The sequence below is a fragment of the Pseudomonas sp. TWI929 genome (genome assembly GCF_039673335.1).
Classification (GTDB): Bacteria; Pseudomonadota; Gammaproteobacteria; order Pseudomonadales; family Pseudomonadaceae; genus Aquipseudomonas.
In genome coordinates this window covers 24,303-43,425 of sequence record NZ_JBDJLK010000045.1, presented here as the reverse complement: position 1 = coordinate 43,425, position 19,123 = coordinate 24,303, and the positions used below count along the sequence as shown (strand labels likewise).

Genomic DNA, 19,123 nt, shown 5'->3' with positions numbered 1-19,123 from the left:
ATATATCCTTTTTTTTTTTTTCTTTTACGCGGTCACGCCCGCTCTTACTGTAAGGGCGGGGACCTTGGTGGTGCGGGCTTGCCCGCGAAGCTTTTGTATACAAAAACGCTTGATCTGTGGCATCCAATAGACAAAACGCATGGTCATGGCCGTGCCTTTTGCGCTGGCGTCTGAGAAAATGCCCGCACTATTTTTCCGGATGCCGACATGACTGCCCTGAAGAACGATCGTTTCCTGCGTGCACTGCTCAAGCAACCCGTAGACGTCACCCCGGTGTGGATGATGCGCCAGGCCGGCCGCTACCTGCCGGAGTATCGCGCCAGCCGCGCCAAGGCCGGTGATTTCATGAGCCTGTGCATGAACCCGCAGTTCGCCTGCGAGGTCACCCTGCAGCCGCTGGACCGCTACCCGCTGGACGCAGCGATCCTGTTCTCGGACATCCTCACCATCCCCGATGCCATGGGCCTGGGCCTGTACTTTGAAACCGGCGAAGGCCCGCGTTTCAAGAAGGTCATCAGCACCCCGGCCGATATCGAAGCGCTGCCGATCCCTGATCCGCAGAAGGACCTGGGCTATGTCATGGACGCGGTCAGCACCATCCGCCGCGAACTGAACGGGCGCGTGCCGCTGATCGGCTTCTCGGGCAGCCCGTGGACCCTGGCCACCTACATGGTCGAAGGCGGTTCGTCGAAGGACTTCCGCAAAACCAAGGCCATGGCCTACGACAACCCGCAAGCCCTGCACCTGCTGCTGGACAAGCTGGCCCAGTCGGTCACCAGCTACCTCAACGGCCAGATCCTTGCCGGCGCCCAGGCTGTGCAGATCTTCGACACCTGGGGCGGCAACCTGTCGGCGGCGGCCTACCAGGAATTCTCCCTGGCCTACATGCGCAAGATCGTCAGCGGCCTGATCCGCGAGCACGAAGGGCGCAAGGTGCCGGTGATCCTGTTCACCAAGAACGGTGGACTGTGGCTGGAAAGCATCGCCGAAGCGGGTGCCGACGCGCTGGGCCTGGACTGGACCTGCGAGATCGGCGATGCCCGCCGCCGCGTGGGTGACAAAGTGGCCCTGCAAGGCAATATGGACCCGACGGTGCTGTACGCCAAGCCGGAGGCCATTCGCCAGGAAGTGGCGCGTATTCTGGCCAGCTATGGCAAGGGCACGGGCCATGTGTTCAACCTCGGCCACGGCATTACCCCGGAAGTCGATCCGGCGCATGCTGGCGTGTTCATCAATGCCGTGCATGAGTTGTCGGCGCAGTACCACCAGTGAATTGATCGCTGAAAACAGTAAGCCCGGCCATGTGCCGGGCTTTTTGTTGCATTAAGTTTTAATTCAGCGATCGTCGCTAATCTGGTCCCATCGAAACCGAAACAGGACCCGATCCTCATGAAAGCACGTTACCTCGCCCTGATCCTTGCCCCGCTGTTCAGCACTGCTGCCCTGGCGGCTGGCTACACCGGCCCTGGTGCGCAGTCGGTCACCACCGTCGCTGCTGCCAACGATGCCGCCGATGACACCCCGGTGGTGCTGCAGGGCTTCGTGACCAAGAAGATCAACAACGACGACAAGTACGAGTTCAAGGACAACACCGGTACCATTACTGTTGAAATCGACGATGAAGACCTGCCGCCGACACCGTTCAATGACAAGACCAAGGTCAAGTTGACCGGTGAGGTGGAGAAGCACCTGATGAGCCGGGAGGTGGATGTGGATAGGGTTGAGATCATCAACTGAGCCACAGGCCACTTCGCGGGTGAACCCGCTCCCACAGGTACAGCGCCGCCCTCGGATGTTGCGCGGTCCCTGTGGGAGCGGGTTTACCCGCGAAAGGGCCTCAAGCAGTTTTCGGCGGTAACTTGCTCAGGCGCAACGCCACCAGCAACGCCACCGCCAGCAAGCTGCCAATGAACAGCCCGATGCCATTCCAGCCCCACTGGTGCCAGAACACTCCGCCCGCAGTACCAGCCACGCTCGACCCGGCGTAGTAGCTGAACAGGTAAAGCGACGACGCCTGCCCCTTGGCCTTCAACGCCCGGCGGCCGATCCAGCTGCTGGCCACCGAGTGCGCGCCAAAGAAGCCGAAGGTAAACACCAGCATGCCAATGATCACCACCGCCAGCGGGCTGGCCAGGGTCATCAGCAAGCCGCCGGCCATCACCACGATACTGGCCCAGAACACCTTGCGCCGGCCCAGCTTGTCGGCCAGGGCGCCGACCTGCGCGGAGCTGTAGATGCCCGACAGGTACACCACCGACAGCAAACCGACCAGCGCCTGGTTCATGTGGTACGGCTCGGCCAGCAGGCGGTAGCCGATGTAGTTGAACAAGGTGACGAAGGCGCCCATCAGCAGGAAGGCTTCAAGGAACAGCCAAGGCAGGCCGGCATCCTTGAAGTGCATGACAAAGCCATCCAGCAGGCTGCGCGGGTTCATCATCTGCGGGCGGAAGTTGAGTGATTCCGGCAGCACCTTCCAGAACACCAGCGCGGCCACCAGGGCCAGGCCGCCGATGGTCAGCATCGCCGTGTGCCAGCTGACGAAGTCGATCAGCACGCCGGTTATCAGCCGCCCGCTCATGCCGCCAATCGCGTTGCCGCCGATGTACAGGCCCATGGCCAGGCCGATGTGCTGCGGGTGGATTTCTTCGCTCAGGTAGGTCATCGCCACCGCAGCCAGGCCACTTAGCGACAGGCCCACCAGGGCGCGGGTGGCCAGTACCAGCTCCCAGCTCGGCATCACGGCGCTGGCCAGGGTGGAGAGGGCGGCGCACACCAGGGCGAACACCATCACCGGCTTGCGCCCGATACGGTCGGAGATGGGGCCGGTGATCAACAGGCCGAACGCCAGCATGGCGGTGGACACCGACAACACCAGGCTGCTCTGCGCCGCGTTGATGGCAAATTCCTTGGACAACAGCGGCATCATCGGCTGCACACAGTACAGCAGGGCGAAGGTGGCGAAGCCGCCGCTGAACAGCGCCAGCACGGTCTTCATGAAGGCGGGGGTGCCTTTTTCGATCCACATCTCGTTCAGGGGAGCAGCTTCTGGCTCGGCAGGAAGGGGGGCTACAGCAGTTTTCACGGCGGGTACCTCGGGCGCAATGAAAAAAGCATATAGCTGGCTAATGATTAGATCCAATATATTGTTCGACCTATTTAAGACGTTTTTCGACCTGTTCGGAGCCGATCATGGAACTGCGCCACCTGCGTTACTTCATTGCCGTGGCCGAAGAGCTGCACTTTGGCCGCGCCGCCCAGCAGCTGGGTATTTCCCAGCCACCGCTCAGCCAGCAGATCCAGGCGCTGGAGCAGGAGTTGGGCGCGCGGTTGTTCGAACGTACCAATCGTCGGGTCGAGCTGAGCGAGGCGGGCAGGCTGTTCCTTGAAGAGGCACGCCAGGTGCTGGCGCAGGTCGATAAAGCCGCAGATGTAGCCCGGCGCGCTCAGTTGGGCGAGTTGGGCGAAATGAAGATCGGTTTTACCTCGTCGGCGCCCTTCACTTCGAAGATTCCCAAGGCCATCCACGCCTTTCGCCAGCGCTTTCCGGCGGTGCACCTGAACCTCAAGGAAATGAGCAGCCGGGATGTCGCCGAGGGGGTGTTCGACGAATCCATCGAAGTGGGGCTGATGCGGCCGATGCCGTTGCCTGAGGGGTTGCTGGCCACCGAATTGTTTCGTGAGCCGCTGGTGGCGGTGATCAACGCTTCGCATCCGCTGGCCGAAGGCACTGAGCAGGGCGTGCACATGGCGGCTCTGGCCCATGAGCCGTTCGTGTTCTTTCCGCGCAGTTATGGGAGTGGCTTGCATGCGCAGTTACTTAGCCTGGCGCGCCAGGCGGGGTTCAGCCCGCATTTTGCCCAGGAGGCGGGGGAGGCGATGACCATCATCGGCCTGGTGTCGGCGGGGCTGGGGGTATCGGTGCTGCCGGCCTCGTTCCAGCGGATGCGCATTGAAGGGGTGGTGTACCGCACCTTGCTCGACGAAGGGGCCACGTCGGCGGTGTGGCTGGTGCAGCGCGAGCGCGGTGGGTCGGCAATGGCCAGGGCGTTTGCCGAGTTGGTCACTGGGCAGGCCTATGAGTGACAGGCGGCCTGTGCAGGCCACACGGCAAATGGCACTGGCCATTGCTGCGGCGCCGCCACATACTCGGGCATTCGTTGAAACACGGAGGTCAATCATGCGGCGCGTGGTGTTCAATCAGAAGGGTGGCGTGGGCAAGTCGAGCATCGCCTGCAACCTGGCGGCGGTCAGTGCCAATGAAGGCTACCGGACCCTGTTGATCGACCTGGATGCCCAGGCCAACTCGACCCAGTACCTCACCGGCCTTACCGGCGAGGACATCCCCATGGGCATTGCTGACTTCTTCAAGCAGAGCTTGTCGAGCGGGCCGTTCAGCAAGAAGAACAAGGTCGATATCTACGAAACCCCGTTTGACAACCTGCACGTGGTCACGGCTACTGCCGAGTTGGCCGACCTGCAGCCCAAGCTGGAGGCCAAGCACAAGATCAACAAGCTGCGTAAGTTGCTGGACGAGCTGGACGAGGATTACGAGCGCATCTACATCGATACCCCGCCCGCGCTTAACTTCTATGCGGTTTCGGCGCTGATCGCTGCCGACCGTGTACTGATCCCCTTCGACTGCGACAGTTTCTCGCGTCAGGCCCTGTATGGCCTGCTGGCCGAGATCGAAGACCTCAAGGAAGACCATAACGAAGACCTGATGGTCGAAGGCATCGTGGTCAACCAGTTCCAGTCCCGCGCCAGCTTGCCGCAGCAGATGCTCGACGAACTGCTGGCCGAAGGCCTGCCGGTGCTACCGGTGTACCTGGGCAGCTCGGTGAAGATGCGCGAATCGCACCACGCCAGCCTGCCGCTGATTCACCTGGAGCCGAAGCACAAGCTGACCCAGCAGTTTGTCGAGTTGCATGATTTGCTTGAGGAGAATGGTTGAAGATCATCAGCGCCTATGAGATCGAGCGCCGCGCGGGCGGCGCTCAATCTCATAGGCGCCACCTCGCTTAAGGTGTTCGCCTGGTTGCCCTGATGCAGTCCGAAGTGGAGCAAATATTCTGAATATTAAGTTGATTCGAACTGACGACGATCTTCGAGCAGCGTTCCAGCGACTTGAAGCAATTTTTCAGGCAGACGCGGCTACGCAGGATGGTTTGGAAAGGGATGAACTCGTCACCGCAATAGAGCGATATGAAGATGCGCATTACCCTATCCCAACAGAGCCCTAAACCCCCTGCCCACGCAGCCACTCCAGCAACGACTGGAGTGGAAACGCCCCGGCCTGGCGGCTGACTTCGCGGCCGTTCTTGAACAGCAGCAGGCTGGGGATCGAGCGGATGCCCAGTTGCCCGGCCAGGTTGCGGTTGGCTTCGCTGTCGAGCTTGGCCAGGCGGCAGCGGCCGGCCAATTGGCGGGCGGCTTGTTCGAAGGTGGGGGCGAAGGACTTGCACGGGCCGCACCAGTCGGCCCAGATGTCGACCAGCAGCGGCAGGTCGCCCTTGATCTGGCTGGCGTAGTTGGCTTCGCTGAGCTCAAAGGAGCTGCTCAGCAGCACATCCTGTTTGCAGCGGCCGCATTTTGGTGAGTCGCCCAGGCGCTCGGCGGGCAGGCGGTTTAGTCCGTTGCAGTGCGGGCAGGGAATAACCAATGGGTCAGACATGTTGTTACCTCGAGATTTTTGGGGCTGCTTTGCAGTCCATCGCGACACAAGGCCGCTCCCACAGGGTTCGGCGTTAATCAGGAAGAACAGCTGATTTCCAGGTGCTTGCCCCACTCCGGCGGGCGCTCGGCATAGGCCTGCATTCCGGGCTGTTCTTCAAAGGGCTTGGTCAGCACCTGATGCAGCCGCCGCACTTCACTGTAATCCCCCGCTTCTGCCGCTTCGATGGCTTTCTGCGCCAGGTAGTTGCGCAGCACATACAGCGGGTTCACTGCATGCATGCGCTCTCGCCGCCCGTCGGCATTCCCGGACTCCCGGTCGCAACGGGCCAGGTAATCGGTGCCCCAGGCATCGAAACCGGCCAGGTCGATGAAGTCGTCGCGCACCACTTTCAATGCATCGGTGACGGGCTGCTCGCCCAGCTTGCGGAAGAACAGGTTGTAGTCCACACCGCCACTCTGCATGCGCTGCAGCAGGCGCTCGACCAGTGCCATGTCGTCGTCCTCGGCGCTGGTCAGGCCCAGGCGCCGGCGCATCAGGTCCAGGTAATGGGCCTGGTACAGCGGCAGGAACAGACCCAGCGCCTCCTTCAGCGGCTCCACTTCGATCACCGTGGTCAGCGCCTGGGCCAGCGCGCTGAGGTTCCAGTGGGCGATGGGCACCTGGTTGGCGTAGCTGTAGCGGCCACGGTCGTCGGAGTGATTGCAGATGAAATTGGCGTCGAAGTCGTCGAGGAAGGCGTACGGGCCGAAATCGAAAGTGATGCCGAGGATCGACATGTTGTCGGTGTTCATCACCCCGTGGCAGAAGCCATACGCCTGCCAGCGGGCGATCAGTTCGGCATTGCGCTCGACGATGGTGCGGAACATGGCCAGGTAGGGCTGTTCGGCATCGCGGCATTCGGGGTAGTGCTGCTGCAGCACGTGGTCGATCAGTACCCGCTGCTGTTCGGGCTGCTTGGTGTAGTAGAAGTACTCGAAATGGCCGAAGCGCACGTGGCTCTGCGCCAGGCGCGTAAGCATGGCGGCACTTTCACGGGTTTCGCGCCACACCGGGGTACTGGAGCCTATCACGCACAGCGCGCGGCTGCTGGGGATGTTCAGGGCATGCAGGGCTTCGGAGGCGAGGAATTCGCGGATCGACGAGCGCAGCACGGCGCGGCCGTCGCCCATGCGCGAATAGGGCGTCTGGCCGGCACCCTTGAGGTGCAGGTCCCAGTGTTTACCGGCGTCGTTCAGTACTTCGGCCAGCAACAGGCCGCGGCCATCGCCCAAACGTGGGTTGTACGAGCCGAACTGGTGGCCGGAATACACCATCGCCCGTGGGTCGGCTTCTTCCCACAGCTTGTGGCCGCTGAACAGTTCGGCGAACAGCGGCAGCTCGGCCTGTGCCGGGTCGAGGTCGAGCAGGGCCATGGCCGACTCGCTCGCTACCACCAGGCGCGGGTCTGCGATGGGTTCGGGCAGCACCTGGGTGGAGAACGCGTCGCCCAGGCGGGCGAAGCGGTTGTCGAAGGTGAGTTGGTCGAGGGCTTTCACGGGGCCGGCTCCTGGGTATCGGTGGCAAGGGGCCGCTTGGCGGCCCTTCGCGGGTGAACCCACTCCCACAGGGATGATGTTGAGCCGGAAAGCGGCGCGGTCCCTGTAGGAGCGGGTTTACCCGCGAACGAGGGCGAAGCCCTCGCAAGGTATTCGCACAGGATAAAGTATTCGAGCCTATTCAGGCCGAAGCAGTGCCATCCAGTTTCGGCTGTTCCATCGGAATCAATTGCTGCTTGCCGCCTTTCGGGTCCATCAGGAACACCTCGACCTGGCGTACCGAGATCTTGATGTCGTGCGCCTTGAACTCACGGCTGATGTAGCGGTTGAGCTCGTCCAGCGTCGGGTTGCGGTCACCCAGGTCGCGTACGTGCATGCGCAGCTCGTGGTCCAGTGAGCTTTCGCCGAAGTTGAGGAAGTACACGATCGGCTCGGGGTCCTTGAGTACCCGTGGGTTCTCATGCGCGCCCTTGAGCAGCAGGTCGCGCACCAGGTCGAGGTCGGAGCCGTAGTCGATGCCTAGCTTCAGCGTCACCCGGGTAACCGTGTCGGTCAGCGACCAGTTGATCAGCTGGCCGGTGATGAAGGTTTTGTTGGGGACGATGATGTCCTTGCGGTCGAAGTCGGTGATGGTGGTGGCGCGGATGCGGATCTTGCTCACCGTGCCGGACAGGTTGCCAATGGTGATGGTGTCACCAATGCGCACCGGGCGCTCGAACAGGATCATGATGCCGGAAATGAAGTTGGCGAAGATTTCCTGCATGCCGAAGCCCAGGCCTACCGACAGCGCGGCTACCAGCCATTGCAACTTGTCCCAGCTTACCCCCAGGGTCGACAGGGTGCTGACGATACCGATGCCGACGATGATGTACGACAACAGCGTGGTGGTGGCATAGGCGCTGCCCTGGGCCAGGTTCAGGCGTGACAGCACCAGCACTTCCAGCAGGCCTGGCAAGTTGCCAGCCAAGGCGAAGGTAATACCGACGATCACCAGCGCGCCAAGCAGGTCGCCGAGGCTGATCGGCACCATGCTGGCAGCGGCACCGGTGCCGCTGGTGTACTCGTACAGGGTGAAGTTGTTGAGGTAGGCAAACACCGAGATCAGGTCGGACCACACCCAGTACAGGCCGGCGATGAAGCCGCCGAGCAGGGCCAGGCGGATCAGGCGCAGCGACTGCTGGTTGACCTGGTCGATGTCCAGCGTGGGTTCTTCGGTAATGACCTCGCCATCCAGCCCTTCCTTGGCCGCCGCACGCTTGCTCAGTGCACGCTGGTAGGCCAGGCGCCGTGCCGCCACCGACAGGCCGCGCACGAATGCGGCCTCGATCACCAGCCAGAACAGCAGCAGGTAGAGGGTGTAGATCAGTCGGTCGGTGAGCTTCAGCGCGGTGTAGTAGTAGCCGAAGCACACGGCGACGAACAGGGCGATGGGCAGGGCGGTGAACGCCACGCCCACAGCCCTGCGGAACAGTGAGGTGTCGCGGTGTGCCGGGCTACTGAGCAGCAGGCGGCTGAGCAGCCAGGCCATCAATGCGTAGCAGGTCAGTACCACGCCGATACCCAGCACGTCGTCGGCCAGTGCAGAAGGCTGGTGTTCGGCCACCGCCACCACGCCGACCAGCGCCAGCACCACGGTGCCCAGGCGGCGTACCCAGCCGCGCAGGAACTCGACCTGCGGCTTATGCCAGCGGAAGTGGATTTCCGCCACGCCGCCAGGGGCGAGGATGCGGTAGGCGGTGTAGAACACCAGCCAGGCCTGGGCCAGTTGCCAGAGTGCGGCGCCCAGGTTGGCGTTCTGCCCGCGGGCGTCGATCTGCAGGGCATAGCTGCACAGCGCCAGGCCCAGGCTTACTGGCATCGCCAGCAGGATGTTGATGAGGATTGCCTGGGGCGTGTGCCACTGGCTGTCACGGCGGAAGTGGCCGATGTCCTGATGGACTTTGCCCAGCCGTTGGTACAGGTATTTGCGCCGCCACAGCAGGGCGCCGATCACCAGTAGCAGTGGCAGGAACAGCAACGGGCGCTGGCTGAGGCCGTCGGCCAGCTCTTTCAGGCCTGAGCCCCATGGCAGGTTGGCGACCTGGTCGGCCAGGCGCTCTGGCACATAGCGCAGCCAGTCCCAGTCCAGCGGTTTGTTGCTGGGGATCCAGAACATCTGCTCGTCGAGAGTGGTGCGCAGGCTCTGCGCGGTGCTCAGCAGCTGCTTCTGGTTCAGTTGCAAGGTGATCGATTCGTTAAGCAGTGCCGACAGCTCGCGGTTCAGCCGTTCCAGCAGGTCGCTACGGGTGATGGCCACTTCCAGCAGGGCCTTGCGCAGCTGTGGGGTCACCTCTTCCTGCGGCTGGGCGGCCAGCAGCTTGTCGACGTAGGTGACCGGGCTGCTCATCTGCTCGCGTTGCTGGTTGACCTCGAACTGGTACAGGCGGGTGTCGGCGATCTGGTCGGCCAAGTCGCGGTCGACCTTCAGGTGCGGCAGGGTCTGCTTCTGCTTGTAGAGGATCTTCGACAGCAGCAGGCTGCCCTTGAGCACGTTGATCTGCTCATCCAGCGCCTGATCGGCCTGGGTCAGGCTGTCGAGCTGCTGTTTGCTGCGCAGGTTCTGCTGGGTCAGTTCGTTGAGGCGGTCGGTACTTTTGAGCAGGTAGTCGGAGAGCTTGAGGTTGACCGCGCTTTCGGTGGCCAGCAGGCTGCTGCCGCCAGCCTTCTGGGCTTCGATCGACTGCTGGGTTACCGCCTCCTGGGACTGGGCCAGACGCTTGTCGTTGATCAGGGTCTGCAGGTCCTGGATTTCCTGCTCCAGGCGCGCGGCGCGCTCGATCAGCAGGTCGTGGCGGGCGTTGCCCAGGTCTTGCAGCAAGCTGTTGCCGGCCAGTTCCTGGCGGCGTAGCAGGGTCAGCGCGTTGAGCGAGGCGAGTTCGGCATTGAGCTGGTTGCGCTGATCGGCGGTGATCGGTTTGCCAGCATCTTTGCCGGTCTTGAGGATGTTGTTGATCTGCTGGGTGCGTGCCTGGCTGTTGCTGATTTCAGCCTGGGCGCGTTCCGGGCGGGTTTGCGAATTGATGATCAGGCTGTTGGCTTCGGACAGCGCCTTTTGCAGCTCGCCCTGTTGGGTGTTGCGCTCGCTGAGCATCTGCTCGAGCTGCGGCACTGTGAGGTTGGCGTAGCGCTGGGCCACGGGCTGCGCCTTGCTTTCCTGGAGCCTGGCGAGTTCTTTCTGGCTGTCACTGGTTTCTTTGGGGGCACCGGTCAGCTGCTGCTTCAGCGCAGCGAGTTTCTTCTCGTTGTCTTCCTTGCTGGCCAGCAGGCTCAAGGTTTGTTCAAGCACCTGCTGCAGGGCCTTCTGGTCGGCTTCGGGCAGCTTGCGCTCGGCGATCTTGTCGAGGCTGTTCTGGATGCTGGCGGTGGTCGGGGCTTCTGCCGCGTTGGCGGCAAAAGTGAGGGACAGGCACAGCCCGAGCAGGGCTGTGCGGAGGTACACGCGCAGGGACATAGGCAGACTACTTGTGGATCCGGCAGAAACGAAGTTTAGAGGAACAATCCTGGTCCGGGTCGCGTTCCTTCGGGGAATCTGACGCCTACTTTCTGGATCTTGTTCCCGTCCATGGTGGCCACGGTCCAGATCGTGCCATGCCATTCGACCTGGTCGCCTACTACTGGAGCGCCTCCGACCTTCTGTCGGATGAACTGCGCCAGCGGCATTTTCGCGTCCAGGCCGTCGAGTTTCAGGCCATATAGCGCTGCCACCGCGCCAAGTTCGGCATCGCCTTCGAGCACGAAGTCGCCGAAGAAACGCAGGTCCAGGCCTCGCTGGGGGGCCTGGCTGAACAGTTTGCCCAGGGCCGGCAGGTTGTGCTCGTGGCCGATCACGCAGAGCATGTCGTTGACTTCCAGCACGGTACTGCCCGAAGGGTGTAGCAGTTGCTCGTTACGGAACAACGCGGCAATTCGCGTGCCTTCGGGCATTTTCAGCTCACGCAGGGCGGCGCCGATGCACCATTTTTCCGCACCCAGGCGGTAAACGAACATTTCCCACTCGCTGGTGACGTGCACTTCCAGGGCGGAGCGGGAGATGGGTGCCGGGTCTGGCGGAACGGTAACTTTCAGCAGCTTGGCCATCCACGGCAGGCTGGTGCCTTGCACCAGCAGCGACACCAGCACGATGAAGAAGGCCAGGTTGAAGAACAGTTGGGCGTCCGGCAGGCCGGCCATCAGCGGGAACACCGCCAGGATGATCGGTACTGCGCCGCGCAGGCCGACCCAGGAAATGAAGCCTTTTTCCCGGCCGTGGAAGGCCTTGAACGGCAGCAGCGCAGCGACCACCGACAGTGGCCGCGCCACCAGGATCATCCACAGCGCCAGGCCCAGCGCCGGCAGGGCGATGGGCAGCAGGTCGTGGGGCGTGACCAGTAGCCCCAGCACCAGGAACATGCCGATCTGCGCCAGCCAGGCCATGCCGTCGAGCATGTGCAGGATGCCGTGGCGGCTGCGGATTGGCTTGTTACCTAGCACCAGGCCGCACAGGTAAACGGCGAGGAAGCCGCTGCCGTGCAGGGCATTGGTCAGCGAGAACACTACCAGGCCGCCGGCGACGACCAGAATGGGGTACAGGCCGCCGGCCAGGTTGATGCGGTTGACCAGTTGCAGCATCAGCCAGCCGCCGCCCAGGCCTAGCAGCCCGCCGATGCCGAACTCGCGCAGCAGGTGGGTGAGCAGGCTCCAGTGCAGGCCGGTCTGGCCGCTGGCGATCATGTCGATCAGGGTGACGGTGAGGAACACTGCCATCGGGTCGTTGCTGCCCGATTCGATTTCCAGGGTGGCGGTAACCCGTTCGTTCAGGCCTTTGCCGCCCAGCAGCGAGAAAACTGCTGCGGCGTCGGTGGAGCCGACGATGGCGCCGATCAGCAGGCCCTGGATCAGGCTCAGGTTGAACAGCCAGGCGGCGACCAGGCCGGTGAGGGCGGTGGTGATCATCACCCCGACGGTGGCCAGCGATAGCGCCGGCCACAGCGCTACGCGAAAGCTCGCCACCCGCGTGCGCAAGCCGCCGTCGAGCAGGATCACGGCCAGTGCCAGGTTGCCCACCAGGTAGGCGGTCGGGTAGTTGTTGAAGATGATGCCGCCACCATCGACACCGGCGACCATGCCGACTGCGAGGATGATGACCAGGATAGGGATGCCCAGGCGCGACGACAGCGAACTGACCAGGATACTTGCACCCACCAGCAATGCGCCGATCAGGAACAGGCTGTTGATGGTGCTTGCATCCAAAGGCAGGTACTCCGGGACAGCGGGGAAAGGAACTCGATAGCATCTCGCTAGCAGGTCGCGTGCCAATCGATTCTAACCTGATGAATTGGCAGCATGTAAAGCGTTTCTGCAGATGTGCAAAAGGCACCGCGGTGGGTGCCTTTTGATGTGTTGCCTATGCGGGCCCTTTCGCGGGTGAACCCGCTCCTACAACGGCCCTTGAGGGCGGTGCGGGCTTACGCCTGCTTCACCTCACGCATCGGCTTGCCTTTCACCGGCGCATCACCTGCCACGTAGTACTTGGCGGTGCTGCGCGGCAACGGCTTACGGCCACGGATCTTGTCCGAGATTTTCTCGGCGATCATGATCGTGGTGGCGTTGAGGTTGCCGGTGATGATCAGCGGCATGATCGACGCATCGACCACACGCAGGCCTTTCATGCCGTGCACGCGGCCTTCGCTGTCGACCACTGCCATGTCGTCGGTGCCCATCTTGCACGAGCAGGACGGGTGGAAGGCGGTTTCGGCGTGCTCGCGGATGAACTTGTCCAGTTCTTCGTCGGTTTGCACGTGCGCGCCTGGGCTGATCTCGCGGCCACGGTACGGGTCCAGCGCCGGCTGGGCCATGATTTCGCGGGTCAGGCGGATGCCGTCACGGAATTCCTGCCAGTCCTGCTCGGTGGACATGTAGTTGAACAGGATGCTCGGGTGCTGGCGCGGGTTCTTCGACTTGGCCTGGATGCGGCCACGGGCAGGCGAACGCATCGAGCCCATGTGCGCCTGGAAGCCGTGTTCCTTCACGCCATTGGAGCCGTTGTAGTTAATCGCGACCGGCAGGAAGTGGTACTGAATGTTCGGCCACTTGAATTCAGGGCGGGTACGAATGAAACCACCGGCCTCGAACTGGTTGCTGGCGCCGATGCCGGTGCCTTTGAACATCCACTCGGCACCGATGGCCGGCTGGTTCCACCACAGCAGCGATGGGTACAGCGACACCGGCTGGGTGCAAGCGTATTGCAGGTACAGTTCCAGGTGGTCCTGCAGGTTTTCACCAACGCCCGGCAGGTCGTGCACCACCGGGATGTCGAGGCTTTCCAGCAGGGCGCGCGGGCCGACGCCGGAGCGCTGCAGCAACTGTGGCGAAGCGATGGCGCCGGAGCTGACGATTACTTCCTTGCGAGCGCGGGCTTCAACGCGTTCTTCGCTGTCACCGACCAGGTAGGTCACACCAACGGCACGCTTGCCGTCGAACAGCACGCGGTCGCTGAGGGCGTGGGTGACGATGGTCAGGTTCGGGCGCTTCTTGGCCTGGTCCAGGTAGCCACGGGCGGTGCTGGAACGGCGGCCGTTCTTGGTTACCGAGCGGTCCATCGGGCCGAAGCCTTCCTGCTGGTAGCCGTTGAGGTCTTCGGTGCGCGGGTAACCGGCCTGCACGCCGGCTTCGACCATGGCGTGGAACAGCGGGTTGTTGCCGGCTTTCGGCGTGGCCACGCTGACCGGGCCTTCGCCGCCGTGGTAGTCGTTCGGGCCGATGTCGCGGGTTTCGGCTTTACGGAAGTACGGCAGGCAGTCGAGGTAGGTCCAGTCTTCCAGGCCTGGCAGTTCTGCCCAACCGTCGAAGTCCATGGCGTTGCCGCGGATGTAGCACATGCCATTGATCAGCGACGAGCCACCCAGGCCCTTGCCGCGGCCACATTCCATGCGGCGGCCGTCCATGTACGGCTCCGGGTCGGTTTCGTAGGCCCAGTTGTAGCGGCGGCCCTGCAGCGGGAAGGCCAGGGCGGCTGGCATCTGGGTGCGGAAGTCGAAGCGGTAGTCGGGGCCACCGGCTTCCAGCAGCAGTACGGTAACGCCGGCGTCTTCGGTCAGGCGGGTAGCCAGGGTGTTACCGGCGGAGCCTGCTCCGACGATGATGTAATCGAATTCTTGGGACATGGAAGTACCCTCGTGTTGGCGGTGATCAGGGAGCGGAAACGCCCGTGCACGGCGGCACGGGCGTGGCTGGACAGGGCCTTAGAAGACCGAGTTGTAGCCGCCCAGCTCGACCTGGACCGACTTGATGCGAGTGTATTGAGCCAGCGAGCTGATGCCGTTCTCACGGCCGACGCCCGACTGCTTGTAGCCACCCACCGGCATTTCGGCCGGCGATTCACCCCAGGCGTTGATCCAGCAGATACCGGCTTCCAGCTTGTGGATGATGCGGTGGGCACGGGTGATGTCGTTGGTGCAGACACCGGCGGCCAGGCCGTATTCGGTGTCGTTGGCACGACGGATCACTTCTTCTTCGGTTTCGTAGGTGAGGATGCTCATCACCGGGCCGAAGATCTCTTCCTTGACGATGGTCATGTCGTCGCTGCAGTCGGTGAATACGGTCGGGGCGACGAAGGCGCCCTTGGCGAAATCACCTTCGGTCAGGCGCTCACCGCCGCACAGTACGCGGGCACCTTCTGCCTTGCCCTTGGCGATGTAGCCGAGCACGCTTTCCATGTGCTGGAAGCTGACCAGCGGGCCGAAGTTGGTGTTTTCGTCTTCTGGGTTGCCGGCACGAATGCGGGCAACGCGCTCGACGATCTTGGCTTCGAAGGCAGCCTTCATTTCAGCCGGGATGAACACGCGGGTGCCGTTGGTGCACACCTGGCCCGAGCTGTAGAAGTTGGCCATCATGGCGATGTCGGCGGCCTTGTCCAGGTCGGCGTCGGCGCAGATGATCAGTGGCGACTTGCCGCCCAATTCCATGGTCACTTCCTTGAGCGACGAGCTCGAGGCGCTGGCCATGACCTTCTTGCCGGTGGTGGTACCGCCGGTGAAGGAAACTTTTTCGATGCGCGGGTGCTCGGTCAGCCAGGTGCCGACTTCGCGGCCGCTGCCGGTCAGGACGTTGAATACGCCGTTCGGCAGGCCGGCTTCGGTATAGATCTCGGCCAGTTTCAGGGTGGTCAGCGAGGTGACTTCCGACGGCTTGAAGATCATTGCGTTGCCTGCGGCCAGGGCCGGGGCGGATTTCCACAGGGCGATCTGGATCGGGTAGTTCCACGCGCCGATACCGACGGTCACGCCCAGCGGTTCGCGGCGGGTGTAGACGAAGGACGATTCGCGCAGCGGGATCTGTTCGCCTTCGATGGCCGGTACCAGGCCAGCGTAGTACTCCAGCACGTCGGCGCCGGTGACGATGTCGACGTAGCGGGTTTCCGAGTACGACTTGCCGGTGTCCAGGGTTTCCAGCATGGCCAGCTCGTCGTTGCGCTCGCGCAGGATGTCGACGGCGCGGCGCAGGATGCGCGAACGCTGCATGGCGGTCATCGCGGCCCAGACTTTCTGGCCACGCTCGGCGCTTTCGACGGCTTTCTCGACGTCAGCCTCGGTGGCACGTTGCACGTGGGCGAGGACTTCGCCGGTAGCCGGGTTGATGGCTTCGAAAGTGGCATCGCTGCCAGCGTCGACGTAAGCGCCATCAATGTAGAGTTTTTGCGTTCCGAAACGGGCCATAGTGTCCTCGCAAGTGCAGTGTGTGGTTTGGCTTGCGCGTCACGCTCCTGCCGGGTTGGCAAGGGCCGTGCGCGCTTGGTCAGCGGCCTGGTCGTTTGTGCCCAGGGTGTGCTGCTTAGCCAGTTGTAGATCCATGTATTCGTAAGCAATCCGTATCGCCTGGTCGGTGTCGAATGCATCACCCGACAGGGCGCCACGCAGCCACAAGCCGTCGATCAGGGCTGCCAGGCCGCGGGCTGCCTTGCGCGCATGGTAGAGCGGCAGGGTGCGGCGGAACTGGCAGCACAGGTTGGAATACAGGCGGTGGTCGTTGATCCGCTGCAACCTGTGCAAATCGGGCTGGTGCATGCTGGAAGCCCAGAAGGCCAACCAGGTTTTCATTGCCGGGCCGTTCACCTGGCTGGCATCGAAGTTGCCCTCGATGATCACTTTCAGGTGGGCGCGCGGGCTGTCGTCCGTCAGGGCCTGGCGACGTGCTCTAACGCCCTCGTTGAGCATGTTCATGATGTAACCCATCGTCGCTGCGATCAGGCCGTTCTTGTCCTGAAAGTAGTGACTGATGATGCCGTTCGACACACCGGCCAAACGGGCAATCAGCGCAATGCTGGCGTCCCCCAGACCGACCTGATCGACCGCCTGCAACGTGGCTTCGATCAACTGCTGGCGGCGGATGGGTTGCATACCGACCTTGGGCATCTTGCTATCTCCTCAGGCCTGCGAGCAGACGACGGGCGGCTGACTCGGCGAAGGCCAGTCTATTTTGTTTTGATTGAACGTTCAATCAATAAAGAATAAGCTCTGCGACAATTTGTGCCATTGACAGTTTTCAGGCGGTCGAGAAGGCACGGATTGACACCCCAGGAAATCGCGTAACCCCCGGAATACAAGGCGTTGACGGGCAAGAGCGATGCGAAATGCAGATTCTGCCGTACGGTCTTTGACCCTGCGGCGGGCCCTTGGAGCGGGCGGGGTGATCTGTGACGAATGCGCGCACCTCAGCTGAGGTGTGGCATTTTCAGCAGGCCACCTGTCTGTTTTTTGCAACGTATCGATTCGGGATCACGGTTTCCAGGGTGCTTTTATAACACCTGATGCAGTGGGGATATTCCACCAATTGCTCGGGAAAGACTGATTAGCCTCCACAGCCGTACTGCCCGGAGCATTCGTGCAATGAGTTCTGCCTCACTTACCAAGCCCCCCGCCGAGAGGGTACGGGTCAACCGCGTGGTGTTTTTCACCTCCGCGCTGATGATCCTCGTTCTGACTGCCTTGTTGATCGCTGTACCCGAAACCGCCGGCCAGGTGCTGGGCGTGGCCCAGAAATGGCTGACGCGCACCTTCGGCTGGTACTACATGCTGGTGATCTGCGGTTACCTGCTGTTCGTCGTCTACCTGGCCTTCTCCGACTACGGCAGCCTCAAGCTGGGCGGCAAGGACGACCAGCCTGACTTCAGCTACGGCGCCTGGGCCGGCATGCTGTTCTCCTCCGGTATCGGTATTTCGCTGCTGTACTTCGGTGCTTCCGAGCCGCTTGACCATTACTTCAACCCACCGGAAGGCACCCCGGCCAGCCTCGAAGCTGCGCGCCAGGGCCTGCAGCTGACCTTCCTGCACTGGGGCCTGCATGGCTGGGCGATCTACGCCCTGGTCGGCCTGGCCGTGGGTTACTTCGCCTACCGCCACAACCAGCCGCTGGCGCTGCGTTCGGCGCTGTACCCGCTGGTCGGTGAGCGTTGGGTCAAGGGCGCTGCCGGCAATGCTGTGGACATCTTCGGCATGTTCGTCACCTTGCTGGGCCTGGTGACCAACCTGGGCATCGGTTCGATGCAAGTGTCGTCCGGCCTGGAATACCTGTTCGGCATGGACCACAGCAAGACCAACCTGCTGGTGGTGATCCTGGTCATGGCCGGTGTGGCCACCGTGGCGGCGGTTTCGGGTGTGGAAAACGGCATTCGCCGGCTGTCCAACCTGAACATCATGCTGTTCAGCGGCCTGTTGATCTTCGTGCTGCTGGGCGGCGAAACCCTGCACCTGCTCAATGGCTTCGTGCAGAACGTCGGCGACTACCTGAACGGCATCGTGCTGAAAACCTTCGACCTCTATGTGTACGAAGGCGAGGCCGGCAAGTCCGAGCGCTGGCTGGGCCTGTGGACCGTGTTCTACTGGGCCTGGTGGATTTCCTGGGGTCCGTTCGTCGGCATGTTCATTGCCCGTATCTCCAAGGGCCGCACCGTGCGCCAGTTGGTAATGGGCGTGCTGCTGATCCCGCTGGGCTTCACCCTGGCCTGGCTGTCGATCTTCGGCAACACCGCGTTGGACCTGGTGATCAACCAGGGCGCTGTGGAACTGGGCAAGACCGCGCTGGAACAGCCGTCGATGTCGATCTACCAGCTGCTGGAATACTTCCCGGCGGCGAAGATCGTGATCGGTGTGGCGGTGTTCGTCGGCTTCGTGTTGTTCCTCACCCCGGCCGACTCTGGCGCGGTGATGATGGCCAACCTGTCCTGCAAAGGCGGCAAGGTCGACGAAGATGCCCCGCACTGGATGGTGGTGTTCTGGTCGGTGGTCATCACCCTGGTCACCATCGGTTTGCTGTTTGCCGGTAACTTCGAAGCCATGCAGACCATGGTGGTGCTGGCAGGCCTGCCGTTCTCGGTGGTGCTGGTGCTGTTCATGTTCGGCCTGTACAAGGCCATGAAGCAGGACGTGGCGGTCGAGCAGGAGCGCGCCGAACTGGCCGCCCGTGGCCGTCGCGGCTTCAGCGAGCGCCTGACCCAGCTGGAGCTGCAGCCGACCCAGGCCGTGGTGCAGCGCTTCATGGACAAGCAGGTCAGCCCGGCGCTCAAAGACGCGGCCGCGCAGTTGCAGACCCTGGGCTTCGAGGTGGAAACCCGTGTGGGCCAGTCGCGCAACATGATGGGCCTGCGGGTGATGATGGAAGAGGGCAACCCGTTCGTTTACGAAGTGAGCCTGGACGGCTACATGGCTGCGCCGAGCGAAGCACCGGTGGAAGGCGAGCCGGAAGTGCGCCAGCGTTTCTATCGTGCCGAGGTTTACCTGCACGATGGCAGCCAGGAGTACGACCTGATGGGCTTTGCCCCAGAGCAGATCGTGCGTGACGTGCTGGACCAGTTCGAAAGCCACCGCCAGTTGCTGGGGCGTGTTTACAGCTGATTGTTGCA

12 protein-coding genes and 1 pseudogene are annotated in these 19,123 nt (G+C 62.6%); 5 read left to right on the top strand and 8 right to left on the bottom strand.

Features of this window, described 5'->3' with window-relative positions:
- Positions 1-207: 207 nt before the first annotated feature.
- Positions 208-1,272 carry a uroporphyrinogen decarboxylase gene (gene hemE / locus ABE456_RS18180; protein WP_346645139.1) on the top strand — a complete coding sequence of 355 codons (1,065 nt, stop codon included), beginning with the start codon at positions 208-210 and terminating at the stop codon, positions 1,270-1,272.
- A gap of 117 nt (positions 1,273-1,389) precedes the next feature.
- Positions 1,390-1,737 (top strand): NirD/YgiW/YdeI family stress tolerance protein, encoded by a 348-nt coding sequence (locus ABE456_RS18175; RefSeq protein WP_063912051.1) that lies wholly within the window; start codon positions 1,390-1,392, stop codon positions 1,735-1,737.
- Positions 1,738-1,837: 100 nt separating this feature from the next.
- On the opposite strand, the gene ABE456_RS18170 is transcribed toward ABE456_RS18175, so the two are convergent.
- The gene (locus ABE456_RS18170) at positions 1,838-3,025 is read right to left on the bottom strand and encodes an MFS transporter (RefSeq protein WP_346645140.1); all 1,188 of its coding nucleotides are present in this window, start codon (positions 3,023-3,025) and stop codon (positions 1,838-1,840) included.
- A 164-nt stretch (positions 3,026-3,189) separates the two neighbouring features.
- Here ABE456_RS18170 and ABE456_RS18165 point away from each other — a divergent pair, with 164 nt between their 5' ends.
- The gene (locus ABE456_RS18165; RefSeq protein ID WP_346645138.1) at positions 3,190-4,083 is read left to right on the top strand and encodes a LysR substrate-binding domain-containing protein; all 894 of its coding nucleotides are present in this window, start codon (positions 3,190-3,192) and stop codon (positions 4,081-4,083) included.
- A 94-nt stretch (positions 4,084-4,177) separates the two neighbouring features.
- Entirely contained in the window at positions 4,178-4,951 is a 774-nt protein-coding gene (locus ABE456_RS18160) for a ParA family protein (RefSeq protein ID WP_346645137.1), read from the top strand.
- A gap of 285 nt (positions 4,952-5,236) precedes the next feature.
- Here ABE456_RS18160 and trxC read toward each other — a convergent pair whose 3' ends face one another.
- The 7 genes from trxC to betI form a co-directional block, all read right to left on the bottom strand.
- On the bottom strand, positions 5,237-5,671 hold the full coding sequence (gene trxC, locus ABE456_RS18155) for a thioredoxin TrxC (protein ID WP_346645136.1): 435 nt from the start codon (positions 5,669-5,671) through the stop codon (positions 5,237-5,239).
- A gap of 77 nt (positions 5,672-5,748) precedes the next feature.
- Positions 5,749-7,209 (bottom strand): protein adenylyltransferase SelO, encoded by a 1,461-nt coding sequence (locus ABE456_RS18150; protein WP_346645135.1) that lies wholly within the window; start codon positions 7,207-7,209, stop codon positions 5,749-5,751.
- Positions 7,210-7,390: 181 nt separating this feature from the next.
- Positions 7,391-10,699 (bottom strand): mechanosensitive channel MscK, encoded by a 3,309-nt coding sequence (gene mscK, locus ABE456_RS18145; RefSeq protein WP_346645134.1) that lies wholly within the window; start codon positions 10,697-10,699, stop codon positions 7,391-7,393.
- Between the two features lie 35 nt (positions 10,700-10,734).
- Positions 10,735-12,477, bottom strand: a complete 1,743-nt coding sequence (locus tag ABE456_RS18140; protein ID WP_346645133.1) for a potassium/proton antiporter — start codon at positions 12,475-12,477, stop codon at positions 10,735-10,737.
- A gap of 215 nt (positions 12,478-12,692) precedes the next feature.
- Complete coding sequence (betA, locus tag ABE456_RS18135) at positions 12,693-14,390, bottom strand: choline dehydrogenase (protein WP_346645132.1); 1,698 nt, start codon at positions 14,388-14,390, stop codon at positions 12,693-12,695.
- Positions 14,391-14,468: 78 nt separating this feature from the next.
- Entirely contained in the window at positions 14,469-15,941 is a 1,473-nt protein-coding gene (gene betB / locus ABE456_RS18130) for a betaine-aldehyde dehydrogenase (protein ID WP_346645131.1), read from the bottom strand.
- Positions 15,942-15,980: 39 nt separating this feature from the next.
- Complete coding sequence (gene betI, locus ABE456_RS18125) at positions 15,981-16,637, bottom strand: transcriptional regulator BetI (RefSeq protein WP_346645130.1); 657 nt, start codon at positions 16,635-16,637, stop codon at positions 15,981-15,983.
- 531 nt (positions 16,638-17,168) lie between these two features.
- Between betI and ABE456_RS18120 the strand changes: the two are divergent.
- Positions 17,169-18,694: pseudogene (locus ABE456_RS18120) on the top strand (BCCT family transporter); the annotation flags it as partial.
- Between the last annotated feature and the right edge of the window lie 429 nt (positions 18,695-19,123).

What these genes read in the sequence shown, in the direction of transcription:
- mscK (WP_346645134.1), bottom strand. Translation starts at nt 10,699, where the DNA reads ATGTCCCTGCGCGTGTACCTCCGCACAGCCCTGCTCGGGCTGTGCCTG.
- ABE456_RS18175 (WP_063912051.1), top strand. Translation starts at nt 1,390, where the DNA reads ATGAAAGCACGTTACCTCGCCCTGATCCTTGCCCCGCTGTTCAGCACT.
- betA (WP_346645132.1), bottom strand. Translation starts at nt 14,390, where the DNA reads ATGTCCCAAGAATTCGATTACATCATCGTCGGAGCAGGCTCCGCCGGT.
- betB (WP_346645131.1), bottom strand. Translation starts at nt 15,941, where the DNA reads ATGGCCCGTTTCGGAACGCAAAAACTCTACATTGATGGCGCTTACGTC.
- ABE456_RS18165 (WP_346645138.1), top strand. Translation starts at nt 3,190, where the DNA reads ATGGAACTGCGCCACCTGCGTTACTTCATTGCCGTGGCCGAAGAGCTG.
- ABE456_RS18170 (WP_346645140.1), bottom strand. Translation starts at nt 3,025, where the DNA reads ATGTGGATCGAAAAAGGCACCCCCGCCTTCATGAAGACCGTGCTGGCG.
- trxC (WP_346645136.1), bottom strand. Translation starts at nt 5,671, where the DNA reads ATGTCTGACCCATTGGTTATTCCCTGCCCGCACTGCAACGGACTAAAC.
- hemE (WP_346645139.1), top strand. Translation starts at nt 208, where the DNA reads ATGACTGCCCTGAAGAACGATCGTTTCCTGCGTGCACTGCTCAAGCAA.
- betI (WP_346645130.1), bottom strand. Translation starts at nt 16,637, where the DNA reads ATGCCCAAGGTCGGTATGCAACCCATCCGCCGCCAGCAGTTGATCGAA.
- ABE456_RS18160 (WP_346645137.1), top strand. Translation starts at nt 4,178, where the DNA reads ATGCGGCGCGTGGTGTTCAATCAGAAGGGTGGCGTGGGCAAGTCGAGC.